Origin of the sequence: Mumia spirodelae (assembly GCF_050632745.1) — a bacterium.
Taxonomy (GTDB): domain Bacteria; phylum Actinomycetota; class Actinomycetes; order Propionibacteriales; family Nocardioidaceae; genus Mumia.
Genome location: NZ_JBODSD010000002.1, coordinates 704,748 through 721,082 on the forward strand (window position 1 = coordinate 704,748; position 16,335 = coordinate 721,082).

Sequence of the window (16,335 nt, forward strand, 5' to 3'; positions counted from 1 at the left end):
CCACCCCGATCTCCTTGGGGTCCTCCGCCGCCGGGTCGAGCGGCTGCGGGGGCGGGACCGTCCACATCCACTCGCGCAGCCGCTCCTTGTCGTGGGTCAGCTCACGGATGTCGAGCTCGGCGTACTCGAACTCCGGCGACCAGTGCAGCGCGTCGAACGGGCAGACCTCGATGCAGATCCCGCAGTACATGCAGAGCGAGTAGTCGATGTCGAAGCGGTCGAGCACGTTGAACGAGCGCTCACGCCCGCCCTCGGTGACCGGGGGCGCCGTCTCCTTGTGCGAGTCGATGTAGATGCACCACGCCGGGCACTCGCGCGCGCAGAGCATGCACGAGGTGCAGTTCTCCTCCTGCAGCGCGATCACGCCGCGGCTGCGCGGGGGGAGGTCGGGGAGGACGTCGGGGTACTGCTGGGTGACGGCCCGATGGGTGAGGTTGTGCCACGTCACCCGCAGACCCTTGACGAGTCCGCTGCCCTTGACCGCGCGTCCGAGCCTGCTCATGCCAGCACCACCACCGTCGTCAGGGCCAGCTGCCCGAGGGCGACCGGCACGAGGACCTTCCAGGCGAGGGCGTTGAGCTGGTCCTCACGCATCCGTGGCCACGCCACCCGGAACCACACCACGAGGAACGCCACCGCCATCGTCTTGAGGAGGACCCACAGCCAGCCCACGTCGTCCGAGGACGGGCCGCGCCATCCGCCGAGGAACAGCGCCGTGGTGAGCGCGGCCAGCACCACGATGCCCGCGTACTCGGCGAGCAGGAACATCGCGAAGCGCATGCCGCCGTACTCGGTGTAGGGGCCGAGCACGAGCTCGGCGTCGGCGATCGGCATGTCGAACGGCGGACGCTGGAGCTCGGCCAGCCCCGCCACCACGAAGACCACCAGCGCGGGCAGCTGCCACAGCAGCCACGACCACTCCCACGCCTGGGCGATCCCGACCAGCGACAAGGACCCGGCCATCATCGCGACCGACACCGCGGCGAGCACCATCGGAAGCTCGTAGCTCATCAGCTGGGACGCCGTCCGCAGGCCGCCGAGCAGCGAGTACTTGTTGGCGCTCGCCCAGCCGCCCATGAGGGTGCCGAGGACACCGACGCTCATCACCGCGAGCGCGAAGAAGAGGCCGAGGTCGAGGTCGGCCCCGACCGCGCTCGGACCGAGCGGGATCACGAACAGCACGATCAGGTACGGGACCAGCGCCACCGCCGGCGCGAGCGCGAAGACCGGTCGGTCTGCGGCCCGGGGCGTGACGTCCTCCTTCTGGACGAACTTCACGCCGTCGGCGACGAGCTGCGCCCAGCCGTGGAACCCCCCGGCGTACATCGGGCCGACCCGCGACTGCATGTGCGCCATCGTCTTGTGCTCCAGCTGGCCGACCACCAGCGGCAGCACGAGGAACGCGACGAGCACCAGCACGCATCGCAGTGCCACCTCGAGGACGTCAGCCAGCATCGCTGCCGCCCCCCTCGCCGCCGGTGCCGGCGTCGCTGCCGCCTTCCGCGCCGCCCTGCGCCTCTCGGGGCGGCGCCGCCCGGCGCGTACGACGCGGGCGGGCCGGTCCGGCCGCGGGTCCCGCGGTCGCGTGGGCGAGCGGGTCGGGCGCGGGGGTGCCCGGCTCGCGCGGCCCCCACTGCTCGGCGTCCGGCACCCCCGGCGGGCGCATCCGACGACGTCCCGGCGACGACTCCGCCGACGACACGTCGTGGTCGGACTCCCCCGGCTCCTTGGCACCCGGCCACGGCTTCACGACGCGGGCAGCCAGCACGAACTCCTTGCGCAGCGGGTGGCCCTCGAAGGCGTCGGGCAGCAGCAGCGTCTCGAGCGGGACGCCGTCGCGGAAGTCGATGCCGAACATCTCGTGCGTCTCGCGCTCGTGCCAGGCCGCCCCGGCGTACACGCCGACGAGCGAGTCGAGGACCGGCTCCGCCCGCGGCACCGTCGTCTGCACCAGCACGTGGCGCACGGCCGTCCTGCCCACCCCCGGCGACAGCGCGGCGAGGTGGCACACCACACGCAGCCCGCCAGCGAGCTCCGGCTCGTCCGCGTACGGACTGGGGCCGCCGGCCTCGTCGACGGCGCTCAGCCAGTCGAAGTAGCCGCAACCGGCCCGGTCGCGCAGTGCGGTGACGATCGGCCGCCACCATCCCGACGGGACCGTCAGCGCGAGCTGGCCGAGGTCCTCGGACGCGGACACGCGGTCGCCGCCGATGACCCGGCCGAGGTCGAGGACGTCAGATGCCCATCCCATCCGTGCCTACCCGTCCTGCTCGGGCGTGACAGGGGGCCGCAGCAGCGAGGACAGCGACCGCCGCAGGCCGGTGCGTCCGTAGCGCTGGGCGAGGTCCTCCCCGGCGATCTTGTCCTGGAGCGTGACGATGCCCTGGAGGAGGGCCTCGGGGCGCGGCGGGCACCCGGGGACGTAGACGTCGACCGGGATGATCTGGTCGACGCCCTTCGTCACGCAGTAGGAGTCCCAGTAGGGGCCCCCGGAGTTTGCGCAGGAGCCGAAGGAGATGACGTACTTCGGGTCGGGCATCTGCGCGTACAGGCGCTCGATCGCGGGCGCCATCTTGTCGGTGACCGTGCCCGAGACGACCATGAGGTCCGCCTGGCGGGGACCGGGCGCGAACGGGATCACGCCGAGACGGATGAAGTCGTGGCGCGCCATCGACGACGCGATGAACTCGATCGCGCAGCAGGCCAGCCCGAAGTTGAAGACCCACAGCGAGTAGCGGCGCCCCCAGTTGAGCAGGTAGCGCACCGGGCGGGGCGCGAGCGCCGAGCCCACGCCGAGGTCGGCCTCGCCGAGACGTTGCAGCGACGGGACGCCGAGGTCGACCGCTCCCTTGCTCACGTCCACGACAGGACCCCCTTGCGCCACGCGTACACCAGACCGACGGCGATGAAGCCGAGGAACACCGCCATCTCGATCGCGGCCGCCCACCCGATCTCCGCGAAGACGACCGCCCAGGGAAAGAGGAACACCGCGTCGACGGCGAAGATCACGTAGAGGAACGCGTACACGTAGTAGCGCACGTTGCTCTGCGCCCAGCCGGAGCCGACCGGGTCCACGCCGGACTCGTACGTGAGCAGCTTGACGGGATCGGTCAGCGCGGGGCGGAACAGCCGGTTGACCCCGAGCATGCCGGCTGCGAGAACCACGCCGACCCCGATGATCGCGGCGACCGCTGCGTACGTCGCGAGGTAGCCGGGGTAGTCGGACATGCGCCTGAGTCTAGGGGGTCGCGCGCCCCTCGCGTGCGCAGCGCGGGACGGCGCGTGCCGGTCCGTGGCCACGGCCTCGGGCCGCGGACGGCGGCGACCCCTCGACCCGGCACACTATGGCCCATGCCACGTCTGATCCGGCCTCTCGGCCTGCTCGCCTCGGCCAGCCTCGTCCTCGCCGCGGTCGCCCCCGCCGCCGCCGCTCCTGGGGATCCTGACGGCCGTGCCGCGACCTCCGGCACCGCCACGACGCCGGCCGCCGCGCCCCCGAAGGCGCGCGCCGCCGGCCTCATCATCACCTACGAGAAGGGGGCGCAGCCGTCGACGGCCGCGTCGCGGGACGCCGTCGAGGCGGCCGGCGTCGACACCGTCGCCGGGACCACACCCGTCGCCGACGGGGTCGCGTCCCTGCCCTTCGACGCCCCCACCAGCCTCGCGACCGCGGAGAAGGCAGCCGCGGAGCTCGAGAGCGTCCCGGGCGTCGCCTCCGTCGAGCCGGACGTGCTTGTCACCGCAGCCGCGGCGCCGGTCCTCAACGACACCTACTGGTCCCGCCAGTGGAGCATCCACGGGACCTACGGGACGCACGCGTACACCGCGTGGCCGGTCAGCACCGGCCGCGTCGTCGTCGGCGTGATCGACACGGGTCAGAGCGCTCACCCCGACCTCGACGGGAAGATGGTGGCCGGCTTCGACTTCATCTCCACGCCGTGGATGGCCCGGGACGGCCACGGCCGCGACTCCAACCCTCGCGACGAGGGCGACTGGGTCACGGGGACCGAGGGTTGCGGCGCAGCGACCCCGAGCTCCTGGCACGGCACGCACGTGGCCGGCATCATCGGCGCCCGCGCCAACAACGCCAAGGGCGTCGCCGGCAACGCGCCGGGCGTGCGGATCCAGCACCTGCGCATCCTCGGACGCTGCGGCGGCTCCACGTCGGACATCGCCGCCGCGATCACCTGGGGCTCGGGTGGCAAGGTGCCGAAGCTGCCGCGCAACCGGACACCGGCCAAGGTGCTCAACCTGTCCCTGTCGGGTCGCTCGGACATCTGCCCGGCCACCCTTCGCAACGCCATCGCGGGGGCACGCGCCCGCGGCACCGTCGTCGTCGTCGCGGCCGGCAACGACGACATGAACGCCGCGCTCTACACGCCCGCCAACTGCCCGGGCGTGATCACGGTCGGCTCCACCAACAGGCTCGGCCAGGTCGCCGGCGGCTACTCGGGCTCGACCTGGGTCCCCTACTCCAACTTCGGCACCACGCTCGACCTCTCGGCCGCGGGCGGTGACCTGGTCCAGAACGACGCGATCCTGTCGTCGGTCAACACGGGCACGACGACGCCGTCGGCGCCCGGCTGGGCCGAGCAGGCGGGCACGAGCATGGCGGCCCCGGCCGTCGCGGCCGCCGCCGCGCTCATCGCGTCCAACGGCTCCTACCCCGCCGCGACGATCGAGGGCGCGCTGCGGTGGGCGGTCAAGCCGTTCCCGCAGGTCGCGAACGGCCGGGTGAACTGCGTGCCGGCCGACTGCGGTCGTGGCATCCTCGACGTCTCCAAGCTGTCGCTGGCCACGGCGTCGCCGGTCGCCCGCGGCTACGCGCGCATCGGCTACACCCTCACCACGACCCGCGGCACGTGGACGAGCGGGGCCACGTCCTACAGCTACCGCTGGCTGCGCAACGGCCGGCCGATCCCCGGCGCTTACGGCACCTCGTACCGCGTCACGGCCGCCGACGGCGGGGCCCTGATCCAGTCGCAGGTCGCGGGACGCAAGGGTGCCGGCTCGCCCGCGCTGTGGCGCAGCTCCAACGGCCTGCGCGTCCCCAAGATCGCCACCGCCGTCCGGCTGAAGGTGAAGCCGCGGAAGACGACCTACGGCCGGTCCGGCGCCAGGCTCGTCGCCGTCGTCAAGGTCGCGGCCGGGCCGATCCGCGGCAAGGTCGTGTTCCGCGACGGCAAGAAGAAGATCAAGACCGTCAAGGTCAAGAACGGCAAGGCCGTGCTCAAGCTGTCGTCGACGAAGCTCAAGCGCGGCAAGCACAAGATCACCGCCCGGTACGTCGCGAAGCACCCCGCCTTCAAGCGGGCGACGTCGCGTCCGGTCACCTTGCTGGTGCGCTAGCCCGGAGCGGGCACCGACGACCGAGGGCGGGGACACGGATCGTGTCCCCGCCCTCTCGTACGCTCGGGCCATGACCGAGGCGAGCACCACTCCCGACCCCGTCGTTCAGCGCGTCATGGAGGCGGTGACCCTCGGCCACCAGGGCGATCGCGCCGGCGCCCACGACGGGCTTCAGGAGATCTGGGACCAGGTCGGTGACGACGGCGACCCGTTCCACCGCTGCGTCGTGGCGCACTACCTCGCCGACGTCGCCCAGGACCCCGAGGACGAGCTCGCCTGGGACCGGCGGGCGCTCGCCGCCGCGCTGGAGACGACCGACGAGCGGGCCAAGGAGCACCACTCCTCGCTGGCGATCGCCGGCTTCTTCCCCTCGCTGCACCTCAACCTCGCGGACGTGCTGCGACGGCTCGGGCGTTTCGACGAGGCGGCGGTCCACGCGGACCACACCGCGGCACGGGTCGCCGTGCTCGCCGACGACGGCTACGGCGCGTCGATCCGCGAGGCCCTCGTGGACGTCCAGGCGCTCATCGCGGCCGGCGACACGACGGTGCGGGCGTCGGCGCCAGGAACGTAGGCGGTCTCGACGTGCTGCGCTCGCTCAACCAGCGGGGGCGAGCGGCAGGCCGCGGGCGATCATCTCGACGCGCAGGTCCTCCGGCGTGGTGAACGGGATCGCGTCCAGACCGGCGACACCCGCCGCGAGCACGTTGCGGGGCGAGTCGTCGGTGAAGACGACCCCGTCGAGCGGGCGGCCGAGCCGCTCGCCGAGCACCGCGAAGATGCGCGGGTCCGGCTTGGCGCACCCCTCGACGCCGGACACGACGATGTCGTCGAACGCCTTCAGCACGTCGAAGCGCGCCAGTGCCTGCCCGAAGAGCTCGGCCGACCAGTTCGTGAGCGCGACCAGCGGGACCCCTGCGTCACGCAGCTCGTGCACGATCGCGACGGATCCCTCGACCTCCCCGAGGAGCGACGCGTCGAAGTTCGCCCGGTAGGCCGCGATCTCCTCGGCGTAGTGCGGGAACGCCTCCGTCGCGGTGCGCTCCGCCTCCTCCCACGACCGGCCCTCGTCCTGCGCGTGGTTCCAGGTCGGGAAGTCGAACGCCGGGTCACCGAGGAACGCCAGGGCGCGCTCCTCCCCCACGCCCGCCGCCACCGCCGGGACCGGGTCCCAGCGGACGAGCACGTTGCCGATGTCGAAGACCACGGGATCAGCTGCCATGGCTCCACGCTACGGGTCTGTTCGCAACGGACGGGCGCGGGCGCGTGCGTACCCCTAGTCTCAGGACGGTCCGGCAGTCTCGGGCCAGGGCCGGCCGCGTCACGAGGAAGGCTCGTCCTGTGTCACGAATGTCAACGAAGACCGTCGGCGCCGGGATCGCGATCGCCGCGCTGTGCGTCGCCGGCGCCGTACCGGCGAACGCCGCATCCAACAACAACTCCGTCACCAAGCTCACCAAGGCCGTCACGGTCGAGGGCGTGCTCGACCATCTCGAGGCGCTGCAGGAGATCGCCGACGAGAACGGCGACCGCGCCGCCGGCCGACCCGGGTACGGCGCTTCCGTCGCGTACGTCGTCGACCAGCTCGAAGGAGCCGGCTACGACCCGGTCGTCCAGCCCTTCGCGTTCGACTACTTCGAGGAGAACAGCAAGCTGATCCGGGTGAGCCCGAACCCCCGGACGTTCGTGAACGAGACCGACTTCCTCCGCAACACCTTCGACTCCGGAAGCCCCGAGGGCACCGCGACCGGTCCGCTCGTCCCCGTGGGCCTCGTCGTGCCCGCTGCGGGCCTCCCGCCGAACAGCAACACGAGCGGGTGCGAGGCGAGCGACTTCGCCGGCTTCCCCGCCGGCGGCATCGCCCTCGTCCAGCGCGGGACCTGCGGCTTCAACGTGAAGGTCCTCAACGCCCAGGCGGCCGGTGCGGCCGGCGTGGTCGTGATGAACGAGGGCCAGCCCGGTCGTACGGGTCTCATCAACATGATCGGCGACGCGACCGGCCTGCACATCCCGGCCGTCTTCGCCACGTCCGCCGCTGGTGAGAACCTCGCCGCGACGCCCGGAGCCACGGTGACGGTCACGGTGGACTACGTCGCCGAGACCCGCACGGCGTACAACGTCCTGGCGGAGACCGCGCACGGCGACGACAGCAACACCGTCATGGTCGGGGCCCACCTCGACAGCGTCCAGGGCGGCGCGGGCATCAACGACAACGGCACAGGCAGCGCAGCGCTGCTCGAGACCGCGATCCAGATGCAGAAGGTGAAGCCGAACAACACCGTCCGCTTCGCGTGGTGGGGTGCTGAGGAGTCCGGCCTGCTCGGCTCCGAGCACTACGTCGCGAACCTGAGCACCGCCGAGGCGGAGGACATCGCGCTGTACCTGAACTTCGACATGATCGGCTCCCCGAACTACATGTTCGGCGTGTACGACGGCGACAACTCCGGGGGCACCGCGCCCGCCGGCTTCATCCCGGAGGGCTCGGCGCAGATCGAGGACGTGTTCGAGAAGTTCTACGCCGACCGTGGCATCCCGTTCCAGGACACCGAGTTCTCGGGTCGGTCGGACTACGGCCCGTTCATCGCGGTCGACATCCCGGCGGGCGGCCTGTTCACCGGCGCGGAGGGCGTGAAGACCGCAGCGGAGGCCGAGCTGTACGGCGGCGTCGCCGGCGCGGCGTACGACCCGTGCTACCACGCGTTCTGCGACAACCTCACCGGTGCAGGCCAGAACGTGGCGCTGTACGACCAGCTCGAGCAGGACTACACGCTGGTCGGCAACGTCAACGAGTACGCGCTCGACGTGAACTCCGACGCGGTCGCCGCGGCGACGATCACGTTCGCGTTCGACACCTCGACCGTCAACGGGGTCCGCAAGCCGGGCAAGTCGCACGGTGCGGGCAAGAGCGCGGACGCGATGCGGGACCGCTTCACGCAGTAGGCGGGCTCCTGCCCGGCGGCGGCTACCGACCGCCCCGACACGGCCACCGGACTCCGGTGGCCGCGTCGGGAGTCGGTAGCCGCTGCTGCGTCCGTGGCCAGGACGGGAAGCACATCGGAGGCACCCCGCGCGACATGCCCAAACTCTGATCTGGAACAGTGTTCCAAATTCACTCCCCTTACCCTGGAAGGTGTGGCTAACCTGCTCGATGGGGTACCACTCACCAGAGACAACGCACAGAAGGGCCGGGCCTTGGCGAGCGAGAGCAAGCAGGTCGAGAAGCTGGACCGGGTCGTCATCCGGTTCGCCGGAGACTCCGGCGACGGGATGCAGCTCACCGGTGACCGCTTCACCCAGGAGACCGCCGCGTTCGGCAACGATCTCTCCACGCTGCCGAACTTCCCCGCGGAGATCCGCGCACCCCAGGGGACGCTGCCGGGCGTCAGCTCGTTCCAGGTCCACTTCGCCGACCACGACATCCTCACGCCGGGCGACCGCCCCGACGTCCTGGTGGCGATGAACCCTGCGGCGCTCGCGGCCAACGTCGACGCGCTCCGCCCCGGCGGCATCGTGATCGTGGACAGCCACGACTTCACCAAGCGCAACCTGGCCAAGGCCGGCTACGAGGTCTCGCCGCTCGACGACGACACCCTCGCCGACTTCCAGGTCCACCCGCTGGACCTCACGGGCATGACCGTCGAGGCGGTCGCCGAGTTCGGCCTCGGCCGCAAGGACGCCGCCCGTTCCAAGAACATGTTCGCCCTCGGGCTCGTGTCCTGGATGTACGGCCGCCCGACGGACTCGACGCTGGCCTACCTCGAGACGAAGTTCGCCGGCAAGCCCGCGATCCGCGACGCCAACGTCGCCGCGTTCAAGGCCGGCTGGTTCTTCGGCGAGACCACCGAGGCGTTCGCCGTCTCGTACGAGATCGCGCCGGCGCCGATGGAGACGGGCCGCTACCGCAACATCACCGGCAACACCGCCCTCGCGTACGGCATCGTCGCCGCGGGCGAGCGCTCGGGCCTGCCGGTGTTCCTCGGCGCGTACCCGATCACGCCGGCCTCCGACATCCTCCACGAGCTGAGCAAGCACAAGGCCTTCGGCGTCACGACCTTCCAGGCCGAGGACGAGATCGCCGGCATCGGCGCGGCGCTCGGCGCCTCCTTCGGCGGCGCGCTCGGGGTGACGACCACCTCCGGCCCGGGCATCTCGCTGAAGTCGGAGACGATCGGCCTCGCCGTCATGCTGGAGCTCCCGCTGGTGATCGTCGACGTGCAGCGCGGCGGGCCCTCGACCGGGCTCCCGACCAAGACCGAGCAGTCCGACCTCCTGCAGGCGATGTTCGGCCGCAACGGCGAGGCGCCGCTCCCGGTGATCGCACCCCAGTCCCCCGCCGACTGCTTCGACGCCGCCCTCGAGGCCGCGCGGATCGCCGTGACCTACCGCACGCCCGTGATGCTGCTCTCGGACGGCTACCTGGCCAACGGCTCCGAGCCGTGGAACATCCCGGCCGTGGAGTCGCTCCCCAGGATCGAGCCCGCCTTCGCCACGCCGCCGGCCGAGGGCGAGGAGTTCCTCCCCTACGCACGCGATCCCGAGACGCACGCCCCGTCGTGGGCGCCTCCGGGCGTCGCCGGCCTCGAGCACCGCGTCGGCGGCATCGAGAAGGCCGACGGCACGGGCAACATCTCGTACGACCCGGCGAACCACGACCGCATGGTCCGCAACCGTGCGGCCAAGGTCGCCCGTGTCGCCGACTCGATCCCCGACCTCGTGGTCGACGACCCGTCCGGCGAGGCGCGCGTGCTCGTGCTCGGCTGGGGCTCGACCTACGGCCCGATCGGTGCGGGCGTCCGCTCTGCCCGGGCCCAGGGCATCGACGTCGCGCACGCGCACCTGCGCCACGTCAACCCGTTCCCGCGCAACCTCGGCGCGGTCCTGCGGGCGTACGAGCACGTGATCGTCCCGGAGATGAACCTCGGCCAGCTCGCCCTGCTGCTGCGCGCCGAGTTCCTGGTCGACGTCAAGGGATACGACAAGGTGACCGGCATGCCCTTCGGGTCGGAGGAGCTGGCCGAGGTCATCGCGCAGGCCGCCAAGAGCATCGACACCCACCGCCTGGAGAACGACCGATGAGCACCCACACGACCAGCCTGCCGACTCCGGTCCTCGCCCGCGACGGGCTCACCGGCATCCCGGCGGCGGAGGCCAAGCAGACCGGCAAGGAGTTCACCTCCGACCAGGAGGTCCGCTGGTGCCCCGGCTGCGGCGACTACGCCGTCCTCAAGGCCGTGCAGGGCTTCCTCCCCGACCTCGGGCTCAAGCGCGAGAACATCGTGTTCGTCTCCGGGATCGGCTGCTCGTCACGGTTCCCGTACTACCTGGACACCTACGGCATGCACTCGATCCACGGCCGTGCCCCGGCGATCGCGACCGGGCTCGCGACCTCGCGCGAGGACCTGTCGGTGTGGGTCGTCACCGGTGACGGCGACGCGCTGTCGATCGGCGGCAACCACCTGATCCACGCGCTGCGCCGCAACGTCAACATGACGATCCTGCTGTTCAACAACCGCATCTACGGCCTCACCAAGGGCCAGTACTCGCCGACCTCCGAGATCGGCAAGGTCACCAAGTCCACGCCGATGGGCTCGCTCGACAACCCGTTCAACCCGATCTCGCTCGCGCTCGGCGCCGAGGCGACCTTCGTGGCCCGCACGATCGACACCGACCGCAACCACCTCACCGGGGTGCTGCGCGAGGCCGCCGCCCACCGCGGTACGGCGCTGGTCGAGATCTACCAGAACTGCCCGATCTTCAACGACGGCGCGTTCGACACCATCAAGGACCCGGAGACGCGCGACCACGCCGTGATCCCGCTCGTCCACGGGGAGCCGATCACCTACGGCCCCGACCGCGAGCACGGCCTCGTCCGCAACCCGGCCACCGGTGCCGTCGAGGCCGTCGAGGTGACCGACGCCAACCGCGACCAGCTGATCGTCCACGACGCCCACGCCGAGGACCCGACGCTCGCGTTCGCGATCAGCCGGCTCACCGACGCCGGACACCTCGACCGGGCACCGATCGGCATCTTCCGCCAGGTCGAGCACGCGACGTACGACGACCGGGCCCGCGAGCAGCTCCGCACCGCGGTCGACACCTCCGGAGCGGGCGACCTGCAGCAGCTGCTGACCGGCAACGACACCTGGACGATCGGCGCGTAACCTACCCGGGTGACGCGGGGCGGATTGAGACGGGGACGCTCCGAGACCGCCGAAGGACTGGCACTCGGAGTCGGCGCGTACCTGTTCTGGGGGCTCGTCCCCCTCTACTGGCCGCTGCTCGAGCCCGCATCGGCGACCGAGGTCCTCGCGCACCGCGTGGTCTGGTCGCTGGTGACCGTCGCCGTCCTGCTGCTCGCCGTACGCCGCTGGTCCCACGCCCTCGCCGTCACCCGTGACCCGCGCCGGCTCGCGTACGTGGTCGCGGGCGGCTTCGTCGTCGCGCTCAACTGGGGCACGTACATCTACGCGGTCAACTCCGACCGCGTCGTCGAGGCGTCGCTCGGCTACTTCATCAACCCGCTGGTGACGATCGCCTTCGGCGTCGTGTTCCTCCACGAGCGGCTGCGGACGGTGCAGTGGTGCGCGCTCGCGCTCGCGTTCGTCGCCATCCTCGAGCTGACCTGGGAGTACGGCCACCTGCCCGTGATCGCGCTGACCCTCGCGTTCTCCTTCGGCGTCTACGGCCTGCTGAAGAAGAAGGCCGGCATCGGGGCCGTGGAGGGCCTCGCCCTCGAGACGGTGGCGGTCGCGCCGTTCGCGCTCGCCTACCTCGGCTACCTGGCGGCGACCGGCGCCTCGACCTTCGGGAACGAGGGCGTCGGCCACGCGCTCCTCCTGGCCAGCACCGGCGTCGTCACCGCGGTGCCGCTGCTGCTCTTCGGCGGTGCGGCGACCCGGCTCAGCCTGACGACGCTCGGGCTCCTGCAGTACCTCGCGCCGATCCTGCAGTTCCTCCTCGGCGTGCTCGTCATGCACGAGGCCATGACGACCGGGCGGTGGGTCGGCTTCGTGCTCGTGTGGGTGGCCCTGGTCCTCATCACCGTCGAGGCGACCCAGCACCACCGGCGTACGCTGCGCGACGCCGCCGACAACGTCGTGTGAGCCGGCGTCCGGGTCAGGGGACGAGGTCGCGGGTCGTCGCCGGCGACCGGGAGGTGACGACCCGCGCGCGGACCACCGATCCCCCGGCGGTACTGAGCGCCTCGACGTCGCGGCTCAGGCTCCGGACGATGTAGAGACCTCGCCCGTGCTCTCGCCCGGCCGGCGGCGGCGTACGGCCGTGCTCGTTCAGGTGCGGATCGCCGCGGCCGTCGTCGGTCGCCTCGATCACGAGGGACCCGTCGGCGACCTCGACCGACAGGACAGCCCGGGTCCGCGCGGCGGTGAGCGCGTTGGCGAGGAGCTCGTCGGCGACCAGGAGCGCGTCCTCGCTGGTCACCTCGTGGGCTCCCATCCACTCCCGCATCTCCCGCCGGACGTGGCCGATCATCGACATGGCCTGCGGTCCGAGCTCCCACCGGACCCGCGGCGACAGAGCGGGCCTGGTCGCCCGTCGTACGACGAGGGCCAGGGCGTCGTCGTGCCGCTCGGCACCCTCGAGGGAGCGGACGACGAGCGCGTCGGACAGCTCCTGCGCCGGGAGGTCCGCGACCTCGGAGGCGATCCGCTCCAGCTGCTCCATCCCGGCGATGATGTCGCGGCGCGCCTCCACGAGGCCGTCGGTGTAGAGGATGAGGGACTCGCCCTCCTCGAGCACGGTGACCGCGACCCCGCTGCTGCCGACCCCGGGCCATCCGATCGCGCCGCCGCTCCCCGCGACCTGGCGCACCGTCCCGTCGGGCGCGACGATGATCGCCGGCGGGTGACCGCCGGAGGCCACGCGGAGCTCGCCCGTGCACGGGTTGAAGCGGGCGACGACGACCGTCGCCACGAGCTCGGAGTCCTGGGCTCCCAGCAGCTCGTCGGCACGCAGGACCAGGTCCTCCAGCGGCGTGCCCTCCACCGCGACGTACCGGAGCGTGTGGATCACCGTCAGCGCGTCGCGGGTGGCGGTGACGCCGTGCCCCAGGACGTCGACGACCGCGACGTGCAGCTCGCCGGTCGGCAGCCGGTGCCAGTCGAAGAGGTCGCCGCCGGTCGGCGCCGTCGGGTCCGAGGCGACGTACGCGACCGCGATGTCGACGCCCTCCATGCCGGGAGGCTCCGGGGCGACGGCCTGCTGGAGGTGGTCGACCACGAGGCGCTGCGCGGCCTGCATCTCGACGAGCTGGCTGAACTGCTCCCGCAGCTCGTGGAACTCCGTGGCGGGCGTGATGTCGCGCGCGATCACGACCAGACGCGGGGTGCCCGCGGTGTCCTCGGCCCGGGTGAACGAGCACGCCAGCTGCTGGACCCGGCCGTCGGTCGCAGTGACGACCATCTCCCGCGGGAAGTCGCGGAACTCGCGCCAGTTCTCGAGATCGACCGGGCGGCCGTTCGCCGTGCGGGCCTGCAGGCGCTGCAGCGCGTCGCGACGCCCCAGCGCCTCCGAGGCGGACAGCCCGGTGATGCGTTCGCACGCGGGGTTCCATGTCGTGATGATCCCGGTCGCGTCGACGGTGAAGATCCCGTCCGACGTGCTCTGGAGGATCTCCGCGATCGACCGCTCGTTCTGGACGACCTTCGCGACCGCCCAGCCGCGGGTGAGCGTGTGTGCGGTCTGACGGGCGAGCGTCTCCATCATCGAGGCCTGGTCGCGGGCGACGGCGATGCTGGAGCGCGTCACGTCGAAGAGCGCGATGACCCCGACGTCGCGGGGGCCGATCTGCATCGGCGCCGACAGGCACGACCGTCGGTGGTCCTCACGGAGGAGCCGCGCGAGCGCGGAGTTGTCGTCCACCGACACCTGCGTCAGGACGCCGCGACGGACGAGGCGACGCTCCAGCGGCCCGACCGGCACGTCGTCGTCGTACGAGCCGTCGATGTTGTAGCGGAACGCGGTCGGGCGCCCGTCCTCCCGCACGACGACGAGGGACACCGTCCGGGCGCCGAACCGCTCGCGGATCTCGGCGATGAACGGACGGATCGCGGTCATCGGGTCGACCGGCTCGGACAGGATGCGGATGGTCTCGCTCAGCGTCTCGACCCGTGCCCGGTCGGCGAAGGCGCCGGAGTACAGCCGGGCCGCCGCGAAGATCAGCACGAGCGGCAGCGGCACGAGCAGGACGCCGAGCGGGCTGCCGGCGAGCGCGAAGACGAACAGCAGCCCGAACAGCGTGTTGACGACCACGTGGATCAGCGCCGCGACGGCGAGGAAGCCCGGCTTGCGCACGACGTACGGCCAGCTCGCGGGATCGGTGATCGCCGCCTCGACGAGGACCCAGGAGAGGTTCACCGCGGTGACCACGATGACCGCGACGACGATCACGCCGACGACCGGTCCGGTGAGCTCCGCCTGCACGCCCAGGATGTCGGCCACCGCGGTGCCCACCGCGGCGCCGAGGGTCCAGCGCGCCATCAGCGCGAACGCGCGCAGGCGCGGGTAGCTGCGGTTGAACAGTCCGGGGACGTGCGCGAGCAGCACGGCCCCGGCGACGACCGGCACTCCGTAGCCGTACATCAGCGGCGCGATCGTCGACGTCATCAGCGTGAACCGCGCGGGGTTGGCCGGCCCCCTGACCTCGACCTGGAAGTGCTCGGCGGCGGCGACCGCGATCACGAGCACGGGCAGGCACGCCCAGGGCAGAGTCCGGTCCGGCCCGAGGTCGGCGGTCCACCAGAAGAACGACAGGGCGGCCGCAGCCGCCAACGAGAGCACGACGAACGCCCACAGGCGTACGTACGACCTCTGCTTGCTCACATCCGACCTCCGCGACCGCGTGATGCCAGTATGCGCCGTCAAGGTCTCGGCAGGGTCGCTCAGCGGGCGGAGTCGCGGCCGACGGGTGAGGCCTGGGCCGTCGCGCCGGCGCGCTCGGTCAGCCGACGCGGGTGACGACGCGGTCGCAGACCGCGAGCAGCGCGGTGCGGGCCGCACTGTCCGGGAGCTGCTCGAGGAGCCCGCGCGCGGTGTCCGCCTCGCGGCGGACGAGGACGCGCGCGTCGTCGAGCGCGGGGTTGGCCCGCAGCAGCGCGAGCGCCTCCTCGACCTCGGCGTCGTCGCTCAGCGGACGGCTCAGCAGGTCGAGGAGCCGTGCGTCCTCCCGACGCGCCGCCTGCTGCACGAGCAGGGTCGGGAGCGTCGGCACGCCCTCACGCAGGTCCGTGCCCGGGGTCTTGCCCGAGTCGGCGGTCTCGCTGGCGATGTCGATGACGTCGTCGGCGAGCTGGAAGGCCGCGCCGATCCGCTCGCCGAACTCGGTCAGCGTCGACACCACACCAGGGTTCGCGCCGCTCATCATCGCGCCGAAGCGGGCCGCGGTGGCGATCAGCGAGCCCGTCTTGTCCGCCACGACGTCGAGGTAGTGCTGGAGCGGGTCGTCGCCGTCGCGGGGACCGATCGTCTCGTGGATCTGGCCGTGGACGAGCCGCTGGAAGGTCTCGGCCTGGATCCGTACGGCGTCGGTGCCGAGCCCGGCGACCACCCGCGAGGCCACGGCGAACAGGTAGTCGCCGGTGAGGATCGCGATCGAGTTGTCCCAGCGGGCGTTGGCCGAGACCGCCCCGCGACGCAGCGCGGCCTCGTCCATCACGTCGTCGTGGTACAGGGTCGCCAGGTGCGTGAGCTCGATGACGACTGCCGACGGCACGACGTCGTCGGCGTCCGGGTCGTCGCCGAACTCGGCGGCGAGCATCACGACAAGCGGCCGGAACCGCTTGCCCCCCGCCGCGAGCAGGTGGCTCGCCGTCTCGCCCAGGAACCCGTCGTCGTCGTGGACGGCAGCACTCAGCTGCTTCTCCACCTCGTCCATCCGGACGCGGACGCGCTCCTCCAGCTCGGAGTCGGACTCGGCGATGCCCCAGGCGTGTGACGCCACGGCTGCTGCTCCCTCGGTCGTGCGGCAGG

Annotated in this window: 13 protein-coding genes and 1 pseudogene; 6 read left to right on the forward strand and 8 right to left on the reverse strand. The window is 71.9% G+C overall.

The features are described from left to right. Positions 1-136: 136 nt before the first annotated feature. The 5 genes and pseudogenes from ACQSSQ_RS12950 to ACQSSQ_RS12970 all read right to left on the reverse strand — a co-directional run. Positions 137-364 (reverse strand): annotated as a pseudogene (locus ACQSSQ_RS12950) (4Fe-4S binding protein); the annotation flags it as partial. A 134-nt stretch (positions 365-498) separates the two neighbouring features. Beyond that, the gene (gene nuoH, locus ACQSSQ_RS12955; protein WP_431327484.1) at positions 499-1,455 is read right to left on the reverse strand and encodes an NADH-quinone oxidoreductase subunit NuoH; all 957 of its coding nucleotides are present in this window, start codon (positions 1,453-1,455) and stop codon (positions 499-501) included. Then, positions 1,445-2,251: an NADH-quinone oxidoreductase subunit C gene (locus ACQSSQ_RS12960; RefSeq protein ID WP_431327485.1), complete on the reverse strand. Its 807-nt coding sequence runs from the start codon at positions 2,249-2,251 to the stop codon at positions 1,445-1,447. Before ACQSSQ_RS12960 ends, nuoH begins: the two co-directional genes overlap by 11 nt. A gap of 6 nt (positions 2,252-2,257) precedes the next feature. Beyond that, positions 2,258-2,863 (reverse strand): NADH-quinone oxidoreductase subunit B, encoded by a 606-nt coding sequence (locus tag ACQSSQ_RS12965; protein ID WP_431327486.1) that lies wholly within the window; start codon positions 2,861-2,863, stop codon positions 2,258-2,260. Beyond that, positions 2,854-3,228, reverse strand: coding sequence for an NADH-quinone oxidoreductase subunit A (locus tag ACQSSQ_RS12970; protein ID WP_431327487.1), 375 nt, complete (start codon positions 3,226-3,228; stop codon positions 2,854-2,856). Before ACQSSQ_RS12970 ends, ACQSSQ_RS12965 begins: the two co-directional genes overlap by 10 nt. A 123-nt stretch (positions 3,229-3,351) precedes the next feature. Between ACQSSQ_RS12970 and ACQSSQ_RS12975 the strand changes: the two genes are divergently transcribed. Further along, complete coding sequence (locus ACQSSQ_RS12975) at positions 3,352-5,349, forward strand: S8 family serine peptidase (protein WP_431327488.1); 1,998 nt, start codon at positions 3,352-3,354, stop codon at positions 5,347-5,349. 70 nt (positions 5,350-5,419) lie between these two features. Next, positions 5,420-5,923, forward strand: coding sequence for a hypothetical protein (locus tag ACQSSQ_RS12980; RefSeq protein ID WP_431327489.1), 504 nt, complete (start codon positions 5,420-5,422; stop codon positions 5,921-5,923). A 24-nt stretch (positions 5,924-5,947) separates the two neighbouring features. Here ACQSSQ_RS12980 and ACQSSQ_RS12985 read toward each other — a convergent pair whose 3' ends face one another. Then, complete coding sequence (locus ACQSSQ_RS12985) at positions 5,948-6,571, reverse strand: HAD-IA family hydrolase (RefSeq protein WP_431327490.1); 624 nt, start codon at positions 6,569-6,571, stop codon at positions 5,948-5,950. 128 nt (positions 6,572-6,699) lie between these two features. On the opposite strand from ACQSSQ_RS12985, the gene ACQSSQ_RS12990 reads away from it, so the two are divergent. The 4 genes from ACQSSQ_RS12990 (at position 6,700) to rarD (ending at position 12,452) form a co-directional block, all read left to right on the forward strand. After that, the gene (locus tag ACQSSQ_RS12990; RefSeq protein ID WP_431327491.1) at positions 6,700-8,289 is read left to right on the forward strand and encodes a M20/M25/M40 family metallo-hydrolase; all 1,590 of its coding nucleotides are present in this window, start codon (positions 6,700-6,702) and stop codon (positions 8,287-8,289) included. Between the two features lie 252 nt (positions 8,290-8,541). Further along, positions 8,542-10,425: a 2-oxoacid:acceptor oxidoreductase subunit alpha gene (locus ACQSSQ_RS12995; protein WP_431327492.1), complete on the forward strand. Its 1,884-nt coding sequence runs from the start codon at positions 8,542-8,544 to the stop codon at positions 10,423-10,425. After that, complete coding sequence (locus ACQSSQ_RS13000; RefSeq protein ID WP_431327493.1) at positions 10,422-11,510, forward strand: 2-oxoacid:ferredoxin oxidoreductase subunit beta; 1,089 nt, start codon at positions 10,422-10,424, stop codon at positions 11,508-11,510. The genes ACQSSQ_RS12995 and ACQSSQ_RS13000 overlap by 4 nt, the downstream gene beginning before the upstream one ends. Positions 11,511-11,519: 9 nt before the next feature. Beyond that, positions 11,520-12,452 (forward strand): EamA family transporter RarD, encoded by a 933-nt coding sequence (gene rarD, locus ACQSSQ_RS13005; RefSeq protein ID WP_431327494.1) that lies wholly within the window; start codon positions 11,520-11,522, stop codon positions 12,450-12,452. 13 nt (positions 12,453-12,465) lie between these two features. On the opposite strand, the gene ACQSSQ_RS13010 is transcribed toward rarD, so the two are convergent. After that, positions 12,466-15,189: an ATP-binding SpoIIE family protein phosphatase gene (locus ACQSSQ_RS13010; protein ID WP_431327495.1), complete on the reverse strand. Its 2,724-nt coding sequence runs from the start codon at positions 15,187-15,189 to the stop codon at positions 12,466-12,468. A gap of 118 nt (positions 15,190-15,307) precedes the next feature. Beyond that, entirely contained in the window at positions 15,308-16,306 is a 999-nt protein-coding gene (locus ACQSSQ_RS13015; RefSeq protein WP_431327496.1) for a polyprenyl synthetase family protein, read from the reverse strand. Positions 16,307-16,335 lie beyond the last annotated feature (29 nt).

What these genes read in the sequence shown, in the direction of transcription:
- ACQSSQ_RS12990 (WP_431327491.1), top strand. Translation starts at nt 6,700, where the DNA reads ATGTCAACGAAGACCGTCGGCGCCGGGATCGCGATCGCCGCGCTGTGC.
- ACQSSQ_RS12975 (WP_431327488.1), top strand. Translation starts at nt 3,352, where the DNA reads ATGCCACGTCTGATCCGGCCTCTCGGCCTGCTCGCCTCGGCCAGCCTC.
- nuoH (WP_431327484.1), bottom strand. Translation starts at nt 1,455, where the DNA reads ATGCTGGCTGACGTCCTCGAGGTGGCACTGCGATGCGTGCTGGTGCTC.
- ACQSSQ_RS12960 (WP_431327485.1), bottom strand. Translation starts at nt 2,251, where the DNA reads ATGGGATGGGCATCTGACGTCCTCGACCTCGGCCGGGTCATCGGCGGC.
- ACQSSQ_RS12985 (WP_431327490.1), bottom strand. Translation starts at nt 6,571, where the DNA reads ATGGCAGCTGATCCCGTGGTCTTCGACATCGGCAACGTGCTCGTCCGC.
- ACQSSQ_RS12970 (WP_431327487.1), bottom strand. Translation starts at nt 3,228, where the DNA reads ATGTCCGACTACCCCGGCTACCTCGCGACGTACGCAGCGGTCGCCGCG.
- ACQSSQ_RS12980 (WP_431327489.1), top strand. Translation starts at nt 5,420, where the DNA reads ATGACCGAGGCGAGCACCACTCCCGACCCCGTCGTTCAGCGCGTCATG.
- ACQSSQ_RS13000 (WP_431327493.1), top strand. Translation starts at nt 10,422, where the DNA reads ATGAGCACCCACACGACCAGCCTGCCGACTCCGGTCCTCGCCCGCGAC.